Below are 19841 nucleotides of genomic sequence, written 5' to 3'. Positions count from 1 at the left end.
AAATGTTGCAAGAGGTATAAGGTACTAGCTGCTGGATGTTCAAATCGGTAACAGCCAAAAAAGAATAAAAAGTCATATTTTACAGAGTCTTAAGCATTGATTAATGAAAAACGTTGGGACACTAGTGGTTTTTTTGTTCAAAACAACCAGGGGAGTGCAGCCATGGCGACCGCTGTACGCATATCAGAAGAACTTGCTTCCCAGGCAAAAATGTTCGGGCGTGTTGATCATCGTTCCCTGACGGGCCAGATTGAACACTGAGCGCAAATCGGCAAACAGGTTGAACAGAATCCGGATCTTCCCTATTCGCTGATCAAGGAATTAATGACCGGCCTGGACGAGTTGGAACAAGGCGAGAAGACCGAATACACGTTTGGGTGAACGGCATGAAGATTTTTCAGTACCATCCCACCATTTGCGAGGCGCGTCATGAAAAAACTGCCCCTTGGCATTGCGACACTGAGTAAAATCATTCCCGAAGGTTACGCCTATGTGGACAAATCCAGATTCGTCCATGAGCTTGTTGAGTCCGGCACCTATTATTTCCTCTCCCGCCCCCGGCGCTTCGGCAAGTCCCTGTTCCTGGACACCCTCAAGGAGGCTTTCGAGGGCAACCGGGAGCTGTTTCGCGGCTTGTGGCTGGAAGACCATTGGGACTGGGACACGCGGCATCCGGTGATCCGGATTTCTTTTGGCAGCGGCGTGTTGCGCAGCCGCGAGGAACTGGATCAGCGGATCATCACCATTTTGCGCAACAATCAAGACGAGCTGGGCATCCAGTGCCGACAACCCGACGATGTCATTGACTGCTTTGAGGATCTGATTCGCCGGGCCGCGGAGAAATTCGGCAGCCCGGCGGTCATCCTGGTGGACGAGTACGACAAGCCCATCCTGGACAACATCACCCAGCCGGAACAGGCTGTCCTGATCCGGAACGGCCTGAAAAACTTCTACTCCGTGATCAAGGACAACGACGCCCATCTCCAGTTCGTCTTCCTGACCGGCGTGTCCAAATTCTCCAAGGTCAGCCTGTTTTCCGGGCTGAACAACCTCACGGACATTACCCTCTCTCCCCGCTTTGCCTCGATCTGCGGCTGGACCGAAACGGAACTGACCGCCACCTTCTCCGAACACTTGCAGGGCAAGAACCTTGATGAAATCCGGCGTTGGTACAACGGGTATTCCTGGCTGGGGGAGAAGGTGTACAACCCTTACAGCCTGCTCAGTTACCTGCAAGAAGGCCTGTTCCGGAACTACTGGTTCGAGACGGCAACCCCGGAATTCCTGATCCGCCTACTCACTGCCAAGCGCTACGTCATCCCGGCCATTGAGCGGATCGAGATCGGTCCCGAGCTGCTGGGCAGTTTTGACGTGGAGTCCATTTTTCCCGAAACCCTGCTGTTCCAGGCCGGTTATCTGACCATCACCGGCCAGGAGGAAATCCTGCCCGGCGAGGTTCTGTACCGCCTGAACTATCCCAACCACGAGGTCAAAAAAAGTTTCACCGAGTATCTGCTGAACTTCTTCACCCAGCAGCCGGTGGAAATGAAGAAATCCCTGCGCACCGTGGTCAACGCCCTGCGCCACGGCCAAGTGGACGATCTCCGGGCGGTTTTCCACTCCGTGTTCGCCTCCATCCCCCACGACTGGTACCGCGCAAACAACCTGTCCGCCTACGAGGGCTTCTACTGCTCGGTGTTCTACTGCTACTTCGCCGGTCTGGGCCTGGACACCCGATCCGAGGAGTCCACCAACCACGGGCGCATCGACATGACCGTGCTCTTCGAGAACCGGGCCTACATCTTTGAATTCAAAGTCGTAGACCTGGACCAGACCCCGGGCAGCGCCCTGGAACAGATCAAGCGCAAGGGCTACGCGGACAAATACCGGGCCGAATCCGAAGCCGTCTACCTGATCGGCGTGGAGTTCGAGCGCGAGGAACGCAATATCGTGGGGTTTGAGTGGGAGCGGGGGTGAAGGGGAGAGAAGGATGCCGGATACGATTGCTTCCATTGAGAATGTCATTTAATGGTCCAACGTCTGCTATTTGATCGGTTTCCCGAAGCCAGAGAAGCATTAGGGGTTGTCCTCTTTTCAGAGTTTTGGCCACAGACGGAAAAGGCAGACAAAGAAGGACTTTTCTCCAGCCGACTTGGCTGACGAAAAACACTTTGCGCCGCAGGCGCAGGCAGTTGTTTTAGCCCATTATTTTTTGTCAGTGGGCTGAAGCATTCTTCCGTCTGCCTTGTTCGTCCTGCATGGTCTAGCGAAGCGGGTGGCAAAAAAAAGTATTTTCATGTCGTTTGGCTGGAAATGGCTTTGCGGGGGCAAACGCCGAATGCTCCCCGAACCCAGTATCGGAATTTGACGAGGGCTTCGCGATATGCGTGATAACGATCAAATGGACAATGGCCTTCAAGGCCTGCATCCAATCATCAAAATTGATCATGGTTGCATCCACCATTTCCTCTGAGGTCGGCTTTATGCTCCCATATTTTTGGTGAACTCACGGCTCAGTATAAAGCTGACTTCAAGAAAAACTTGCTCGGTGAACCGGGCGTTAGGCATATTAGGAGAGAGCAATGGGCATAAAAAATACCGTCGAGTATCTGTATCTCGGTTTGATGGCTCGCTGGGAAAATTCTGCACCGCCTGACAAGCATCAGGGGCTTCTTGACGGAGAGCCAGCGCGGAATACCCAAATAACACGACTGGCGTATATCATCTGCAAAATAGCAGCGGGACAATCCGATAAGGTGTACAACGCGTTAAGCGTGGGTTCTCGTCGCAAAGACGGGAACTCCTACATTTCTAAAAATTTTGAATGGATGGAACAACCATATCCGCTCTCTGATGGGTGGCACTTTGAAGGGTGTACCAGTCTTGTCCAAAAACAAGAGATTATTCAGTCGCTCTCAAGAGTTGGTTGTTCTGGGGCATTGATCGCGGCCATTGATGACTTCGTGGCGGGAAAAAGTATCAAGCCACACTTGGTGCTTGATGAGGCAACAGAAGAGCGATTGTTACAAATGGTTCGTGATGATGGGGATTTCGCAATCAATTAAGCCTACTAACAATGCCATTGTATTTTGGTTTCTTCTGTCGCGTGGGACGCTCGTTCCTCGCGCCCCATATGGCTGCCGTTATGCCAGATAAAAATTGAGAAATGTCGTCAACAATTATCACTTGCAAATTCTGTGGAACAAAGAACCGGATACCATTAGACCGGATTGGCCAAAGAGCGAAATGTGGTTCATGTGGACAGTTCATTTCTGGTGAAATGCCATCAACAATTATTACCTGCAAATTCTGTGGAACGAAGAACCGGATACCTTTAGACAGAATTAACCAAAGGGCGAAATGTGGTTCATGTGGACAGTTCATTTCTGGAACCGCAGGTAGCAGTGATTTGTGCTCTTTATGTCAAGGTAATGCTTCTAAAGGAGTCCATCTTTCAAACGGAAGAATCGTTCATGAATCATGCTTAAAGTCCCTTCAAGATCGTAAAGAGGAGATAGAGGCCAAAATTATTGGCAAACAGCGGGAAATTAATCATATTCAACAAGAGATTGAAAAGAGAAATAGTATCGCTTTTAAAGTGAAATCGCTATTTTCTAAACCACTGTCAGAGGTCAAAGAGTTACATGATTCGATTTCTCAAATAAGATCAGATATAGAGGGTTTGTCCTCGCAATTGACCCGTACAAAACAAAAGCTCTTTTCTATATACGATTTCTTTCTCTCTTACCCTCCTGATTGGGATGAAAGGAGGGGATTGCTTGTCAGCACGAAAGGGAATCATTGCAGCAATTGCGGGAGTGCCTCACGCCTCCATGTTCATCACATAAAACCACTATCTAAAGGTGGTAGCAACGAGTTGTCCAACCTGGAATTACTCTGTGAAACTTGCCATTCAGATGAACATGGAGGGAAAGAATTTTCCGGAGAGTTTAGCCATAACGAAACCGCTTTCTCAAAACGAGTGCAAGATATCCGTTATGCTATTAATGATGGAAAAAGGATTAAGTTCGAGTATAGAAAGCCTACTGATAAATGTTTTAAACAACGGACATTGCATCCAGCAATGCTGATAGACGTCAAGCATCATCGTGATTCAGGGTCAACCCTCTGCGTAAGAGGTTACTGTGAGTTAAGAAATACTGAGCGTACTTTCGCGTTAAAACGCATGAAAGGATTAAAGGTATTATAGGCATAACATGCGCGTTAACTCGGACATCAAAAAGCGATGCTCCTTCGTCGCTCTGCTTTTGATGTCGGCTACGCCAAGCGTTACAATCTGACAGAACCTATTCACACTCGTAAGGCAATTTCCCACAATGGACATCCCACGACTATTCAATATCACCGAAAGTGCTCACCGCATCCACAACCCGATCACACCCGAAAAGCTCGCCACTCTCGGCGCGGCGCTGCGTCTGGAGTCGGGGGCCCGGGTGCTCGACCTCGGCAGCGGTTCGGGGGAGATGTTGTGCACCTGGGCACGCGATCACGGCATCACCGGCACCGGCATCGACATGAGCCGGTTGTTCACCGAGCAAGCGAAACTCCGTGCTGAAGAACTCGGCGTCGCGGATCAAGTCAGGTTCATCCATGGCGATGCCGCCGGTTATGTCTCCGGCGAGAAGGCCAGTGTGGCAGCCTGTGTCGGCGCCACTTGGATCGCCGGGGGAATTGCCGGCACTATCGAGCTTCTGGCGCGGAGCCTGCGCCCCGGAGGGATCATCCTCATCGGCGAGCCCTACTGGCGGCGGTTGCCGCCGACGGAAGACGTTGCCAAGGGGTGTCTTGCCAACTCAATCTCCGACTTTCTCTTGCTCCCGGAACTTCTCGCGTCTTTCGGCCGCCTTGGCTACGACGTCGTTGAAATGGTTCTGGCCGACCAGGACGGCTGGGACAGATACGAGGCGGCCAAGTGGCTCACCATGCGCCGCTGGCTCGAAGCCAATCCCGGCGACGAGTCAGCCGAGGAGGTTCGCGCCCAACTGACCTCGGAACCCGAGCGCTATGCCGCTTACACGCGCGAATACCTGGGTTGGGGTGTGTTCGCCCTGATGCCGCGGTAATGCCGCGCTGATGAGGGGATACGATAGCCCGGGGCAACGCCCCGGGACGGAGAGGGAGCTGAGGTAGGTCGCTCTTACAGGGCTCGTCTGCTTTTCCATCGTTCTCCCAGGGCGCTGCCCTGGGCTATAACATGTCGCCCCTTTGGGGCTGAAATCAAGCCCTGAAAGGGCGAAACAACTACAGCCCAGGGCAACGCCCTGGGATATCAATGAGATATTTTTCCAGCCCTGAAGGGGCGGCCTAAAAGGGTGAGGCTGATCAAAAATGCGTAATGCTCCCGACGGAGATGTTCCAACAAGGATAGCCCTGAAAGGGCGATCCTCATGGTAATTCAAAAATGTCATAACAGTCCGTTGAAAAATCCCCAATTGCTGCGTCGCCGCAAAAAATTCAAACTCTCCCGTATCAATAAATACGCTTCGACCTTGAACTTTTTTTGCTCCTTGCACTTGGGGTTTTTGAACGAACTGCCGGAAAATGACTTTTTCTACACTCAGATAACAGCGTATCACCGGAGAACGTCATGAAAAAAATGATCTTGCTGCTGCTTGCCGTCGTTGTGTCGGGTTGGGTCCAGGCTTCGGAGCGACCGGACGCCTTTGTGGAAATCAGGGAGGTGATTCCGGATGCGATCATGGATATCCGGTATTTCACCGAGCACAATTTTGTCGGCGCTCGGGTGGACGGCTACGAGGCTCCCAAGTGCTATCTGACCAGGGAGGCGGCCCAGGCCTTGGCCGGAGTGCGGGCGGACCTCGCGCCGTTCGGCTTTGGGATCAAGATCTACGACTGCTTCCGGCCCCAGCGGGCGGTGGACCATTTTGTCCGCTGGGCCAGGGACGTGGACGACACGGCCACCAGGACGGAATTCTATCCGACCGTGGACAAAAGAAACCTCTTCCGGGACGGCTACATTGCCGAAAAATCAGGACACAGCCGGGGCAGCACCGTGGACCTGACCATCGTGGAACTGCCGCCCGCGGACCAGCCCGAATTCATTCTGGGCAAGACGGAGCAGCAGGAATGCTTCCTGCCCGCGGACCAGCGCTTTCCGGACAACAGTATCGACATGGGCACGGGGTTTGACTGCTTCCATGAACTCTCCCACCCGGAGAATCCCAACCTGAACGCCCAACAACGCCTGAACCGGCTGCTGCTCAAGACCCTCATGGAAAAACACGGCTTCAAGTACTACGACAAGGAATGGTGGCACTTCACTTTGGCCGACGAACCGTTCCCGGACACCTATTTCGACTTTGTGGTGGAATAGGCGGTCTCCATATTTTTAAAAAGATAGCCACCCATGCCCCCGCGCGCTGATTCCGATCGCATCCTGCATGCCGTGGACGACAAGCCGGGCTGGGGGCTGTCGCTGCTTTTGGGTTTGACCCATGTTTCCCTGATTTTCGACGGGATCATCTTCTTGCCGATCATGATCGGCAAGGCCACCCACACACCGCCCGAACAGGTCGCCTTCGTCACCTTTGCCACGATCCTGGTCGCGGCCCTGGGCACCTTGATCCAGACCCTGCGGGTGGGGCGCATCGGCTGCGGGTTCGTGCTCTTCATGGGCTCCTATTCCGCTTTTCTGGCCTGCACCCTGAGCGCGATCCGCATGGGCGGGCTGGAGCTGATGGCCACCATGACCCTGCTCAGCGCGCCGGTGGTCTTTTTCTACTCCTACTTCCTGCGGTTTTTACGCCATATCGTCACCCCGCAAATCGGCGGGATCATGATCATCCTCGTGGCGCTGAGCCTGATGCCCATCGCCATTGAGCTGTGGCAGGGCGGCTTTCCAGATCGACCCGGATTCGGTTCGTATCCCAACTATGTCGTGGGCGTGATCACCATGGCCGTCCTGGTGCTGCTGATGCTGTTCGGCACCACCACGCTGCGGCTCTGGACTCCGCTGCTGGGCCTGGGCGCGGGATGCGCGGCGGCCTGGTTTTTCGGGATTCTCCAACTCGACCAGGTCGTCTCCGCGCCCTGGATCGGGCTGCCCAGATGGGCCTGGCCCGGGCTTGAACTCAACCTGGGACTGACCCATGTGCCCCTGCTGGCCGCATTTGTCATGGCCGCGCTGGTCAGTGCCATGGAAGGCACCGGGAACATCATGCTCGTGCAGCAGTTTTCGCTCCGCCGGTTTCGCAAGGTGGACTACCAGCAGGTCCAGGGCGGGCTGTACGGCGACGCCGCGGCCAAGGCTCTGGCCGGGTTAAGCGGAGCCGCGCCGGTGGCCACGTTCTGCGACAACCTGCCGCTGCTGAAAATGACCCGGGTGGCGTCCCGCCGCGTCGGCCTGATGGGCGCGGCCATCCTCTTCGCCCTGGCCTTTTTGCCTAAGATTTCCGGTTTTCTGCTGGACCTGCCCGCCCCGGTCATCGGTGGAATGCTCGTGGTCATCTGCGGAATGCTTTTTGCGGCGGGCATCGGTCTGATCATCAGTTCCGGGCTGGATTTTCAGATCGGCCTGATCCTGGGGTTGTCTTTGTGCACCGGGCTCGTGGCCGAAACCCGCAGCTTCTTTCCCGACGTGATGCCCGTGGCCCTGGCCCCGATGCTCCAAAACGGCGTGGCCATGGGTGGGTTCGTGGCCATGTTCATGAGTCTGTTGCTGGTCCTCTTTCCCAAGCCCCGCAAGACCTTCCGGCTTGCGCCGCGGTCGGAGGAAATGCCCAGCCTGCTGGCCACGCTGGAGGATGTTCGACACGAATTCAGGATGAGCGACGGAAGCTTCCATCGCCTGCGCCTGGCCTGCGAGGAGACGTTCGGTCATCTCTGCGAGCACGTCGCCGACGGGGACGAGACCTGCCTGTTCGACATTCAGCGCAGGGAAGACGGAATGTTCGTGGAAATCATCTGCGGTTCACGTGTCGAAGACGTGGACCATTGCCCGCCACCCGTCCACCCCTCCTGCGCCAACGAAGCGGAACTGTCGCGGCTGGGCCTGTTCCTGCTGGCCAAGACGGCCCGCGACGTCCTGCACTACAATCTCTCGGGAAACACCTACATCACGTTCTTCATCGATGATTGATCCAGGGACCGGGGCAAACCTGTTCTCAGCAAAATCCACTCATCGGTGATATTTCGTCTCCGCGTTGCATGGCGGGCCTCCTGTGGAGGCTGAAAGAGTGGAAAAGCGGCAACCGTCCGTGGTCCGTGGCCGTAGACACCTGGAAGCGACAAGGCCCGCAATCCCGAGCCGCATGGCATCGCAGCGCCCTCCCCCCTGTTCGTGCGATCTGAGATGGATTATTGTTAATCCAGAAAGAAGCAAGCCGGCAGCTTCCGACGGATATGTTGGCGCCGCCAACGAACCTGGCGCAAACAGCGTGGCTACTTCCTTATGGTGCTTAATTTCAATACTTTGAAATTAAATGTTTTTTCGCATGGCACGATTAGTGATCATTAAACGATCATCGCCTTTCACCCATCAACCAAGGAGACGCCAAGATGATGCCCCATGTTGGTATGCAGGCCAAACGTTGTTTCATCCCCTTGTGGGCGCTGCTGTTTGCTATCCTGGCCTTGTCCGGGTGCGGCGGCGGCGACGGCGAATCCCCGTATGTATCGAATCCAGAGATGGACCAGGCCGTTGCCGGTGTCCGAACGTCCCTGGAAAACGCCCTGGGCAAAACGGTTCCCTCTCTGAGCGTTCTGATCCAGACCCCGGAGGGCGTCTTCTTCAGCGGTTCGTCGGCCCCCGGATCGCGGCGTGTCTCGCCGGATACATATTTTCGCTTTGCCAGCAACACCAAGAATTTTACCGCGGCCGCGATCTTGAAGATGCACCAGGACGGCTGGCTCAACTATACGGATCGAATCGTGGACCGCATACCCGGCGGCGACATGGCCTACGTGCCGGAAGACCCTTCCTGGAACATTCCCTACAAGAACCGCGTCACGATCCGCCAACTCCTGCACCATAACGCCGGGGTGTACGACGTGGCCAACGATCCGGTCCCGGGATGCGACGGGTTGCCGTATGTGGGATGGATGGAGGAGCAAAACCCCGACCATCAGTTTACCTCCACCGAACTCGTGGAGCAAAACGTCATCCACAACCTCTCCTCTTTTCCGCCGGGCACGGCCAATTACAAGTACAGCAACACCGGCTACACGATCCTGGGCGAAATCATCGCCCGGGTGTACACGCATCGCAGCGGCGGCCTCAAGACCTACACGGACTATCTGCGCGACCACGTCCACGGTCCCACGACCCCCGTTCCGCTGAACCTGCATTTTCCCTACCTGGCCGCGGACAAACGCCTGCCAACGCCCTCGGTCTGCGGGACGGTCCATGCTCCGGAGGGCGAGGTGATCGAGATGTGCGCGGACAACATGAGCGCCAATGTGGCCGAAGGCAACGGGTACGGAACCATGACCCACCTGAACGCCTACCTGCGCACCCTGCTCAAAGGGCAAAACATCCTCACCGCGGAAAACGTGACGAAGATGATGACCGACGCTTCCGCGGCCCAGCCCAGGTATGCCCTGGGAACCCAACACACGGACAACCTCGGGTATGGACATACCGGCGCGACCCACGGATATCTGTCCCTGATGGCCTACGATCCGTCCGTAGATGTTTCCGTGATCGTCCTCCTGCCGTTATGGGACTTCTCTTCCGGTTGGGAATCCTTCATGAAATGCTACCAGTCCATGCTCTGCGTCGGCTGGGACGCCCGCGCGGCCCTGGGATATCCCGGCAGGCCGCAAGGGGCCGCATGTCCGGGTGGATGAGGATGTTCCGCTTGCGACAACGCGAAAGGCAAAGCATTCCGTAGTGGCGGGGTTTGTGTTTCCGCTGGAGCGGCTTGGTCACGCAACGCCGCCGTTCAACCCAATGCAACCAGGAGAAGGTTATGCAGCCAACACGCGATGATCTGTATTCTTCACTCGAGATGGTTCCGGCCGTCAAGCGGTATGTCTTCCTTGTCGCGCTCATCGCGCTGCTTCTTGTGCCGGCCTGTGGCGGGGGCGGGGGCGACGGGCAGGGAGCCTCGTCCCGGTCTTTTGAAAACGGCCGTGCCGTTCGAACTGTTTCCGGAACGTACTGGGTCCTGGATCTGGCGGGCTCCTGGCTGGAGATGGGGCGCCAGTATGGAGGATTGATGGGGCCGGAACTGCGTCGGTTTCATTCCGAAATAACGCGGGATATAATTGCCCGGGGCATATCCGAGGAAGAACAGAAGAGCACGGCGGCCAAATTCAGCAGCCGACTGTCCTCGCAGTTGCGGGAGCTGCTTCTCGGCATCAGCCAGACCTCCGGACTGACTTTTGATGAAACACTGGTCCTCAATGCCGGCATGCTGTTGCTGAGCAACGCGATCCTGGGCGGAGAGCCGCCCAGCGCATGCAGCGGCATTGGCGTCTGGGACGGCTACACCAAGGACGGAACCCTGATCTTCGGCCGCAACTGGGACATCGACCGAAAGGCCATGAGCCGGTACATGCGCTATCTGGCCGTGGTCGTGTTGCATCCGCTGGAAGGCAATGCCCTGGCCAATATCCACCCCCTGGGCAATGTTTACCTGGAAACAGGGATGAACAGCCGGGGCCTGTTCATCGAGCTGAACAACGGCGAGTATTCCGACCCCACGGAGCATGACGAGCGCGAGGACACGAGTTCGGTTTTGTTCACGGTGCTCAATCACAGCGACAACGTGCGGCAGGCCGTGAACATGCTCAAGCGCATTCCCGCCGACTTGTCCTACATTCTGCAGATCGCGGACCCGACCCATGCCGTCTCCCTGGAGCGCCCCACGTTCGACGCCAGGGTCCGCCCGGCGGACGATCGCGGCCTGATCGTCGCCTACAACAGTTTTGTCCCCCCGTATCCGGCGCACTGGCGGGGCAGGGTCGCTCCGCCGAAACCCTCCTCCATTGACCCACGCTACGACAACATGCTCCGGCTGGCCCAGTCCCCGGCGTACAAGGGATTGTTCACGCCCGAGGCCATGATGGACTTTCTGGAAGTCCCCATGGAAGAGGGCGGCGCCTACCATCCCGGCACGGTGGTGCAGGTCGTGGCCGTTCCCGCCGAACGAACGATCTGGTTGCGAGGATGCGACTACGCGGACTGGGAACGGGTGCCCCTGGCCGGGTATTTCGACGGCAGGCAATGAGGATTGTGCTGAGAAGTGAGATCGTCGTCATTGATCCGACCAGGTAATCTTTCACCGGTTTTCTTGGGAACAGACACAGGAGTTGATTGATGCGCAACCATTCCCTTTCCTTCAAGCTCACCGCCCCTTGCGATATGGCGGCCCTACCCCTTGTCTTGGCATATGTGCGCGAGGCGGCCGTACTCGTCGGCTTTGCCGGGGATGATATTTCCCGGATTGAACTCGCGGTGGAGGAAGCGGTGTCCAACGTTGTGCAGCATGCCTTTCTGGAAGACGACGAACCGAGCGCCTTTGATATTGTCTGCGAGCAGGTCACCCTGGGTCTGCGGATCATCATCCGGGAAAAGGGCATCCCCTTTGATCCGGGCAAGGCCCCTGTTTTCGAGCAGGGCGAGGATATGGAGCATGTCTCGGCCAGGGGCATGGGCATGGCATTGATGCGGCAAACCATGGACGAGGTCGCCTTCCACAACCTGGGGACGGACGGCAAGGAAACCCGCCTGGTGAAATACCTGCCCGGAAAAAGCGTCCATCCGGGCTTCGAGGCCCAGGTACAGGACGAGGAGCCCGTGGAAAGCGCCCTTGACCCGCGGTCGGCCGGCAGCGCACCTGCCCCGAATACACCCCCGAATACACCCCCGGATTCGCCCCCGGATACGCCCAAGGATATGCCCCCGAACACGCCCCAGGCGATTCAGACTCCTCCTCCGCGTATTGACTACACCGTGCGCCGGATGACCGCGGACGAGGCCATCGAGGTCTCCCGCAGCGCGTACAAGAATCATGGCTATACGTTTTTCAACGAGGTCATTTATTATCCGGAGCGTCTGGCGGAAATGAACGCGGCCGAAGAGATGATCTCCGCCGTGGCCGTGACCGAGGACAAGGAGTTCATGGGCCATGCCGCGCTGGTTTTTGAGGATGCCGCAGCCAGGACCGCGGAGTACACCTTTGTTTTCGTGAACCAGGCCTTCCGCAACCAGGGCTGCATGGGCCGACTGGCCCGGTTCCTGCTGACGACCCCGGCCATGCGCCCCCTGGCCGGGGTGTACTCCTACTCCGTGGCCAATCATGTCTTTACCCAGCGCGGCGTGATCAAGCTGGGCTTCCGGGACTGCGGCATTCTCCTGGCCACCAGTCCGACCACCTGGAAATTCAAGGGCATTGACGAGCCCGGCACCCAGCGGATCAGCGTGGTCTTGAGCTTTGTCTACCTCGAACAGCCCAGCCCGCGCCGGATTTTCGCCCCTTTGCACCACCGGGAGATGATCGGGCGCATTCTCGAAAATATCGGCGCCCCCCATGTCCTGGCATCGCCGCCGCAAAAACCGCCGTCTCTCGCGGCCCAGGCCTCGCGTATCGATACCAAGGTATACCCCCTGGAAAACTGCGCCATGATCAAGGTCCACGGCTACGGCTCGGACAGTGTTCGCGAGGTGCGGCGCATCCTGCGCGAGCTGTGCCTGAAGCAGGTGGCGGCCATTGATCTCTTTTTGCCCCTGGATGACCCCACAACCTGTTTCGTCACCGCGGAACTGGAAAAACTCGGCTTCTTCTTCTCCGGCATCCAACCCGAAGCCGGACGGGGAGACGCCCTGATCCTGCAGTATCTGAACAACATCCCTTTTGACTACGACAAGGTCCAGGTCTTTTCGGACCTGGCCCGGGATCTGCTGGCCTACATCAGACGCCTAGACCCCAATGAGAATCTCTAGGCCATGAACCACCGACAACCCTATGCGGACAGCGTCCTGTTGGCGGGGCGTGTTGCCGGGCCAGGAGTAGCGAAGGGCGGACCGGTCGCGCCGGATGCATGTTCCAACGCCGTGGCCGTGCGCCAGGGCAGAATAGCGGCCATTGACACGGCCCGGGAGATTCGGGCCTGGATCGGGCCGAACACGGAGGTTGTTGACGTTGCGGGCGGCCTGATCCTGCCGGGCTTTCGGGACGCCCATATCCATCCCATCCTCGGCGGCATGAATCTGGTGGAGTGCAATCTGACCGGTCTGGTGGAGCGGGATGCCTGCCTGGCCCATATCGCGAGCTATGCCCGGGCCAACCAGGACCAGAACTTCATCCGGGGCGGGGGCTGGCTGCCGGACCTTGCCCCGCTCCGCGAGCATCTGGACGCCATTGTTCCGGACCGACCGGTGCTGCTCAAATCCATTGACGGCCACAACGCCTGGGTGAACACCAGGGCCCTGGAGCTGGCCGGGATCACCAGGGACACGCCCAACCCGCCGGGAGGGATCATCGAACGGGATGCGCACAGCGGTGACGCAACCGGGATTCTCCGGGAGTGGACGGCCATGGATCTGGTGGAGTCGCGCCTGCCTGCCCCGACCTTGCGGGATCGGGTCATGGCCGGGTGGGCCTTTTTGCAGCGGGCCGCCGATATGGGCATTGTCTCGGTCCACGAGGCCATGGCCCATGAAGAAGAGCTGTTGGCCTATCAGGCCCTGGAGCGCGACGGCGACCTGCACATGCGGGTGCAGGCCTCCCTGCTCTGCGAACCGGAAAAAGGCCTGGCCCAGATTGATCACCTGCTCCATCTCCGGGAGTCCTTTCAATCCGCGTTGCTCACGCCGCGCACGGCCAAAATTTTCGTGGACGGGGTGATCGAAGGCCGCACCGCGCTGCTCCTGGAACCCTACGCGGACATGCCGGGCTACCGGGGCGAATGCCTGTGGCCCGTGGACGAGCTGCAACGGATTGTCACGGCCCTGGACGCCCACGGCTTCCAGATCCATTTTCACGCCGTGGGCGATCAGGGCGTTCGCCTGGCTCTGGATGCAGTAGAGCAGGCCCAGCGTGAAAACGGCCGCCCAAAAACACTTCCGGGCGCACGTCCTGGCACCCGTCCCGGCACTAGGCACATGATCGCCCATGCCGACCTGATCCATCCCCGGGACATTCCCCGCTTCCAGGCCCTGGGAGTCATCGCCAACCTCCAGCCGATCTGGTTTTGCGAGGAAAAGCATTTTGCCCGGACAACCCTGGTTTCATTAGGGGAGCAGCGGGCCTGGAGCCTGTACCCGGTCATGGACCTCCTGAATAGCGGCGCGGTCCTGACCTGCGGCACGGACTGGCCATTCAGCGGGGAACTGAACACCTTCAATCCCCTGGAATCCATCCAGATCGGCGTCACCCGCCGCGGACTGATTCCTGATCAGGGCCCGGTCCCGGCCCAGTCCTACAACCCGGCCCAGTGCGTCAGTCTCGCCGCCATGCTCCACGCCCACACCCTGGGCGGCGCCTATGCCGACTTTCAGGAAACCGTCACCGGGTCCATCACGGTCGGCAAATCCGCCGATCTCATTGTCCTGGACCGCGACATCCTCAAGGTTCCGGCCGACGAAATCTCCCAGGCCAGGGTCACCCTGACCATGTTTCAGGGCAAAATCATCCACCACATGCTCATCGCGGATTCGTAACCACGGGGATCACGAGGGGCACGGGGGAACATGTTCCGTAAAATCATTTATTTCTCCCCGTGTGCCCCGTGGTTAACCATCTTGGTCAGACGATGAAAAGAGAAGTTTCGCTGGAGTGCTCGACATGCGTGCATTGAACATATGGGAAAGAGGCAACTGAAATGACAACCTTGCTTTTGTGCATCGGCCTGCTCGTTCTGGGCTACCTCACCTACGGAAAGGTGGTGGAGCGCGTTTTCGGCCCGGACTCCAGTCGTCCGACTCCCTGTTCCACCATGGCCGACGGCGTGGACTACGCCTCCATGCCCACCTGGAAGGTCTTTTTCATCCAACTTTTGGACATCGCCGGGATCGGGCCGATCTTCGGGCCGATCCTGGGGGCGCTCTACGGCCCCATAGCCCTGGTCTGGATCGTCGTGGGCGCGATTTTCGCGGGCGCGGTGCACGATTATCTCAGCGGGATGCTTTCGGTGCGCAACAAGGGCGCGTCCATTCCGGAGGTGGTGGGGTTGTTCCTGGGGCACCGTGCCCGCTGGGTGATGCGCTTCTTTTCCCTGTTGCTGCTGTTGCTGGTGGGCGTGGTTTTCGTCCTCAGCCCGGCCCAGCTTCTGGGCAGTCTGACCGGCCTGAACGTTCAGTTCCTGGTGGCCTGCATCTTCGGGTATTATTTCCTGGCCACCATCCTGCCCATCGACAAGATCATCGGCCGTTTGTACCCCTTTTTCGGCGCGCTCTTGCTGTTCATGACCCTCGGTGTGCTCATGGGCATGGCCCTGGGCGAGGCTCCGGTTCTGCCGAACCTGGACATTACCGTGAACACGCATCCGCAAGGCCTGCCCATCTGGCCGCTGCTGTTCATCACCCTGTCCTGCGGGGCCATCAGCGGGTTTCATTCCACCCAGTCCCCGCTCATGGCCCGCTGCATCCGCAACGAATCCAGCGGGCGGCTGGTGTTCTATGGCGCGATGATTGCCGAGGGGATCATCGCCCTGGTCTGGGCCGCGGCTGGAATGACGCTGTTTTACGGGCCCGAGGCCCTCTTTCAGGTCATTCAAAGCGGCACGCCCTCCCTGGTGGTGGAACAGGTCTGCCGCACCTTGCTCGGTCCGGTGGGCGGGTTCCTGGCTATCCTGGGCGTGATCGTCCTGCCCGTCACCTCCGGGGACACGGCCTTTCGGTCCTGCCGCCTGATCATCGCGGAAACGCTCAGCCTCAGCCAGGCCCGGGCGGCTAAAAGACTGGCCCTGGCCGTTCCGCTGTTCATCGCGGCCTTTCTTGTCTCCACCCAGGACTTCCTGATCATCTGGCGCTATTTCGGCTGGAGCAACCAGACCCTGGCCATGCTGGTGCTCTGGTCCGCGGCCATCTTTCTGCGACAGCAGGCCAAATGCCATTGGATCGCCACGCTCCCGGCCCTGTTCATGACCGCGGTAACCGTTTCCTTCATCCTCCAGGCCCCCATCGGCTTTCATTTCCCTCCGGGCCTTTCCAACCTGGCCGGCCTGGTCGCGGCGTTCCTGGCCCTGGTTGCGTTGCTGCGCCGGCCCCGGCAACCCCGACAGCAGGGGAACCGTGGTTAGGGATATGGCTGTAACTGAAATACCGTTTTCCGCCGGAAAGAATATGTTCTTCGGCAGACTTCGCGAAAACGTCGTGACCCAACAACTCTAACACAAAGGTGGTCTGTATGTTTCGGAGATCAGGTCGTTTGATGATTTTCGTTTTGCTGTTGTTGATAGCCATAACTGTTGCCACGACAGGTGCGGCGACAGGTGTGGCTATAGGCGAACAGCGAGTGGGAATCGTCTTCTCCACGGGAGGTTTGGGCGACTTGTCATTCAATGATGCCGCACTGCATGGACTGCGGAAGGCCAAGGAAGATATGGGCATCTCCTTCCAGTTTATCGATCCAAGAGGTGATGAACACTTGCATGAACACCTGAAATCATTTGCCCTGGAGGATTACGACCTGGTTATCGCGAACGGGTTTCAACTTGCTCCGGCCTTGGAGCAGGTTGCCCGGGATTTCCCGCACATCAGGTTTGCCATTATTGACAGCGTGGTACCTGCCCCAAACGTCACCTCGTTGCTCTTCATGGAGCATGACGGCTCATTTCTGGTGGGCGTACTCGCGGGAATGATGACCCAGAGCAATATTGTTGGTTTTGTCGGTGGGTTGGAGGTCCCGATCATACGCAAATTTCAAGGCGGATTCGAACAGGGAGTCGCTTTTGTCAATGCGGATGCCCAGGTACTGGTTGACTATGCGGGCAGTTTCAGCGCCCCGGCACTGGGCAATCAATTGGCCACCTCCCAGCACGAACGTGGGGCTGATATCGTCTACCATGCCAGTGGAGGAACAGGCCTCGGCGTCATCTTCGCTGCCCAGGAGAACGGCTTCTATGCCATCGGGGTGGATTCCGCGCAGGACCATCTGGCGCCGGGCACGGTGTTAACCAGCATGGTCAAGCGCGTCGACGTCGCTGTTTATGAAACCATCCGAAGCCTGGTGGAAGGGAATCTCCAGCCCGGGGAGCGGCACTTCGGCGTGGCCGAAGGCGGGGTCGGCACCTCGGATTTTCAATACACCCGCGACATCATCCCCCAGGCCGTGCTCGATGCCGTGGCGTCGGCCAAGGCGAAGATCATCTCCGGTGAGATCGTCGTCCTTGATCCGACCAAATAATCCCTCACCGGATTCGGAACATCAGCCCCCCAGCCTTTTCAAACCCATTCAACCTGCCGACCCTGCCCGGCAATCTTACGGAGAACAATCATGCCCATGTCACGCCTGCTTTGCATCCTGCTGCTCACCCTGGTTTTCGTGGTGCCCGTTCACGCGGCTGACCTGGAATGGGATATTGAGGTCGGGATCGACGACAGCATTTTTCCCTCGCTGATCATCGCCACCTCCACGATGCTGGACGATGACGACGACCCCGATCCCACCATTCTGGGCGACCCATGGGGGTTCGTGGGCGTGATCATCGTCGCGCCGGCCGACCAGGCCCCCGTGCGCGTGGAAATATCCAGCGGCAAGCTGATCGGCCCCAGCGTCTGGGAGGGCGTGTTGCCCAAAAAAGGGGAGACCTACCTGGTAAACCCGGTCCTGAAGTTCGATTACGACGCCCTGCTCGCCATTCGTCAGCCTTTCCCGGAGGTGGTCACGGCCCGGGTTCTGGTCAACGGGCAGCCCGTGGCTGAAAAAAGCAAGCGCGTACCCGTGCGGACCATCAACGACTGCATGCTGGGCTACGAAGACGACGAGGGCGACTTCGTGGACACGTCGTGGCTGTTTGCCGCCTACGTCAATGAGAACCATCCGGTGGTGGACGCATTGTTGGGGGAGGCCCTCAAGGCCGGATACGTGGATTCCTTTGCCGCGTATCAGAAAGACGCCGACGAAGTGGTCGAGGAGATCGAGGCCGTTTACCGGGCCATCCAGGCCCGGGGGTTCAAGTACAGCAACATCACCAGGTCCTCCGGGGAATCCGGAGTCGTGGCCATGCAGCACGTCCGACTGATCGGCGAGCAGGTCCGCTCGGCCCAGGCCAACTGCGTCGAAGGCAGCACGCTCTTTGCCTCGGTCTTCCGCAAACTGGAAATGAGCACGTTTCTGGTCTCCGTGCCGGGCCACATGTTCGTTTGCGTCCATCTGGACGAGGACCAGGAAGAAACCCTGTGCATTGAGACCACCATGGTCGGAACCGCGTCCTTCGAGAATGCCGTGTCCGAGGGCAATGACCAATTCCTGGAAGCCCTGCCCTTCCTCATCAGCGATTCCATGAATGAGGAAACCTCGGAAGGCTACGCGATCATCGACATCGACGACGCCCGGCAGTCCGGCATCATGCCCATCAGCGAAGCGTTATGATTTCATGAGCAAGACGGCCTGGGCAACACCATCAACACCCAACCACGGGGGAACGTCATGGAAAGTATGTGGTCAAAGCTTTTCGGAACAGCGGCCCTGGCATTCCTGCTCTGCCTAGCCGGGCTGGTCATGCCCGGCGAAGTCCAGGCCCAGCAGCGCCTGGACAATGCGGACGAGACCGAATTTTCATGTGGCACGAATGAAGTGACACGGGATGAGGATATTTGGGATGGTTCAGTTCTGATTGACACATTGGCATCTTGTTCCAGATGATCGTGGGCATAATCACGTCCTGTAGGGGCAGGCCTTGCGCCTGCCCTTCGCTCATATCAACATGTTGATAAGGTTGTTCGCTCGTCGTTGCTCCTCGTTGCCTCGCCCACCCAGGGCGGCCGCGAGGGCCGCCCCTACATTTGCGGCGAATTTTCTCGGCAACAAAACGTGTCAACCATTTCTCCCGGCAAGATAAACCATCACCGATATTTTCACCGTAAGGTCAGTCCTTGACCAGCCGGGTCGGCATCAAACCTCGAACCCTTTTCTTGGCATGTAGGAGAAGAACGTGTCGCCACGCTGTTTCATCACCGTCATGTTCCTGCTGGCAAGTATCGCGACGGCCTCGCCGTCCTGGTCCCTGTCCGCGGACCTGGAGCGATTGCGGGCCCGGGGAACCCTGCGTGTGGCAGTCGTGGACATGGACATTGCGCCTTTCGTCTTCCGCGAAAATAGCGAACTGCGCGGCGCGGACGTGGACCTGGCCCGGGGCTTTGCGCAAAGCATCGGCCTGGATGCCGTTTTCGTGCCGGCCGGCGACACCTATAGCCAGGTCGTCCGGGCTGTGGCCGAGGGTCACGCGGATATCGGGATCAGCGAGCTGAGCAAGACCATGGAGCGGGCTCAGTCCGTGCTTTTCAGCCGTCCCTATTTCATTTCCGGAATCACCCTCGTCGTGAACCGGCTCAGCGAGGCCCGTCTGCGCGGCCTCCGGCCTCGCGATGGGCCGGAGGCGGACAAGGGCGGCCGCGAGGATCTGCCTGGACTTTTGAACGACCCGCGCCATGTCGTTGCCACCATGGGCGGGTCAATCCAGGACCAACTGATGCTCTCCTTTTTCCCATCGGCTATCCCGCGCACGACCAAGACCTGGCAACAGGCAGTGGAACTGGTGGTTGCCGGGAAAGTGGACGCGGCCGTCGTGCCGGACCGCGTCCACCGGCTCATGGTCCATCAAAACCCGGAAACGGACTACAAGGCCCGGGCCGTTCCCTTGCTTGCCGACCCCCTGGTGATCGCCGTCCACCCCGGCGCACCTGACCTGCT

The 19841-nt window shown here is 58.3% G+C and carries 15 protein-coding genes and 1 pseudogene; all 16 read left to right on the top strand.

Going from position 1 to position 19841, the window contains the following annotated elements:
- Positions 1-429: 429 nt before the first annotated feature.
- Entirely contained in the window at positions 430-1977 is a 1548-nt protein-coding gene (locus tag C6366_RS17570) for an ATP-binding protein (RefSeq protein ID WP_107740347.1), read from the top strand.
- 605 nt (positions 1978-2582) lie between these two features.
- A complete protein-coding gene (locus tag C6366_RS17560) occupies positions 2583-3065 on the top strand; it encodes a hypothetical protein (protein WP_107740343.1) in 483 nt (160 codons plus the stop codon).
- 101 nt (positions 3066-3166) lie between these two features.
- Positions 3167-3253 (top strand): annotated as a pseudogene (locus C6366_RS20775) (thioredoxin); the annotation flags it as partial.
- Between the two features lie 27 nt (positions 3254-3280).
- Entirely contained in the window at positions 3281-4210 is a 930-nt protein-coding gene (locus C6366_RS17555) for a WYL domain-containing protein (protein WP_158269850.1), read from the top strand.
- Between the two features lie 127 nt (positions 4211-4337).
- Entirely contained in the window at positions 4338-5084 is a 747-nt protein-coding gene (locus C6366_RS17550) for a cyclopropane-fatty-acyl-phospholipid synthase family protein (protein ID WP_107740339.1), read from the top strand.
- Between the two features lie 524 nt (positions 5085-5608).
- Entirely contained in the window at positions 5609-6355 is a 747-nt protein-coding gene (locus C6366_RS17540; protein WP_107740335.1) for a M15 family metallopeptidase, read from the top strand.
- A 33-nt stretch (positions 6356-6388) separates the two neighbouring features.
- Entirely contained in the window at positions 6389-8119 is a 1731-nt protein-coding gene (locus C6366_RS17535) for a uracil-xanthine permease family protein (RefSeq protein ID WP_107740333.1), read from the top strand.
- Positions 8120-8538: 419 nt separating this feature from the next.
- Positions 8539-9828, top strand: coding sequence for a serine hydrolase (locus C6366_RS17530; protein ID WP_107740331.1), 1290 nt, complete (start codon positions 8539-8541; stop codon positions 9826-9828).
- A 122-nt stretch (positions 9829-9950) separates the two neighbouring features.
- Positions 9951-11213, top strand: a complete 1263-nt coding sequence (locus tag C6366_RS17525) for a C45 family peptidase (protein WP_107740329.1) — start codon at positions 9951-9953, stop codon at positions 11211-11213.
- An 89-nt stretch (positions 11214-11302) separates the two neighbouring features.
- On the top strand, positions 11303-12928 hold the full coding sequence (locus C6366_RS17520) for an ATP-binding protein (RefSeq protein WP_107740327.1): 1626 nt from the start codon (positions 11303-11305) through the stop codon (positions 12926-12928).
- Between the two features lie 3 nt (positions 12929-12931).
- Positions 12932-14647: an amidohydrolase gene (locus tag C6366_RS17515; RefSeq protein ID WP_107740326.1), complete on the top strand. Its 1716-nt coding sequence runs from the start codon at positions 12932-12934 to the stop codon at positions 14645-14647.
- A 161-nt stretch (positions 14648-14808) separates the two neighbouring features.
- The gene (locus tag C6366_RS17510) at positions 14809-16227 is read left to right on the top strand and encodes a carbon starvation protein A (protein ID WP_107740324.1); all 1419 of its coding nucleotides are present in this window, start codon (positions 14809-14811) and stop codon (positions 16225-16227) included.
- 131 nt (positions 16228-16358) lie between these two features.
- Positions 16359-17333 carry a BMP family protein gene (locus tag C6366_RS17505; RefSeq protein WP_107740322.1) on the top strand — a complete coding sequence of 325 codons (975 nt, stop codon included), beginning with the start codon at positions 16359-16361 and terminating at the stop codon, positions 17331-17333.
- A gap of 90 nt (positions 17334-17423) precedes the next feature.
- The gene (locus C6366_RS17500) at positions 17424-18521 is read left to right on the top strand and encodes a hypothetical protein (RefSeq protein WP_107740320.1); all 1098 of its coding nucleotides are present in this window, start codon (positions 17424-17426) and stop codon (positions 18519-18521) included.
- Between the two features lie 57 nt (positions 18522-18578).
- Positions 18579-18794: a hypothetical protein gene (locus C6366_RS17495; protein WP_146164909.1), complete on the top strand. Its 216-nt coding sequence runs from the start codon at positions 18579-18581 to the stop codon at positions 18792-18794.
- Positions 18795-19083: 289 nt separating this feature from the next.
- Positions 19084-19841, top strand: a 758-nt coding sequence (locus C6366_RS17490) for an ABC transporter substrate-binding protein (protein WP_146164908.1), incomplete at its 3' end; no start/stop codon positions are given.

Origin of the sequence: Desulfonatronum sp. SC1 (genome assembly GCF_003046795.1) — a bacterium.
Lineage (GTDB): Bacteria > Desulfobacterota > Desulfovibrionia > Desulfovibrionales > Desulfonatronaceae > Desulfonatronum.
The sequence above is the reverse complement of the archived record's forward strand: the minus strand, read 5'-3'. Positions and strand labels throughout refer to the sequence as shown.

Bases quoted from the DNA above. Each gene is read 5' to 3' on its own strand.
- C6366_RS17570 (WP_107740347.1), top strand. From the start codon at position 430: ATGAAAAAACTGCCCCTTGGCATTGCGACACTGAGTAAAATCATTCCC.
- C6366_RS17560 (WP_107740343.1), top strand. From the start codon at position 2,583: ATGGGCATAAAAAATACCGTCGAGTATCTGTATCTCGGTTTGATGGCT.
- C6366_RS17555 (WP_158269850.1), top strand. From the start codon at position 3,281: ATGCCATCAACAATTATTACCTGCAAATTCTGTGGAACGAAGAACCGG.
- C6366_RS17550 (WP_107740339.1), top strand. From the start codon at position 4,338: ATGGACATCCCACGACTATTCAATATCACCGAAAGTGCTCACCGCATC.
- C6366_RS17540 (WP_107740335.1), top strand. From the start codon at position 5,609: ATGAAAAAAATGATCTTGCTGCTGCTTGCCGTCGTTGTGTCGGGTTGG.
- C6366_RS17535 (WP_107740333.1), top strand. From the start codon at position 6,389: ATGCCCCCGCGCGCTGATTCCGATCGCATCCTGCATGCCGTGGACGAC.
- C6366_RS17530 (WP_107740331.1), top strand. From the start codon at position 8,539: ATGATGCCCCATGTTGGTATGCAGGCCAAACGTTGTTTCATCCCCTTG.
- C6366_RS17525 (WP_107740329.1), top strand. From the start codon at position 9,951: ATGCAGCCAACACGCGATGATCTGTATTCTTCACTCGAGATGGTTCCG.
- C6366_RS17520 (WP_107740327.1), top strand. From the start codon at position 11,303: ATGCGCAACCATTCCCTTTCCTTCAAGCTCACCGCCCCTTGCGATATG.
- C6366_RS17515 (WP_107740326.1), top strand. From the start codon at position 12,932: ATGAACCACCGACAACCCTATGCGGACAGCGTCCTGTTGGCGGGGCGT.
- C6366_RS17510 (WP_107740324.1), top strand. From the start codon at position 14,809: ATGACAACCTTGCTTTTGTGCATCGGCCTGCTCGTTCTGGGCTACCTC.
- C6366_RS17505 (WP_107740322.1), top strand. From the start codon at position 16,359: ATGATTTTCGTTTTGCTGTTGTTGATAGCCATAACTGTTGCCACGACA.
- C6366_RS17500 (WP_107740320.1), top strand. From the start codon at position 17,424: ATGCCCATGTCACGCCTGCTTTGCATCCTGCTGCTCACCCTGGTTTTC.
- C6366_RS17495 (WP_146164909.1), top strand. From the start codon at position 18,579: ATGGAAAGTATGTGGTCAAAGCTTTTCGGAACAGCGGCCCTGGCATTC.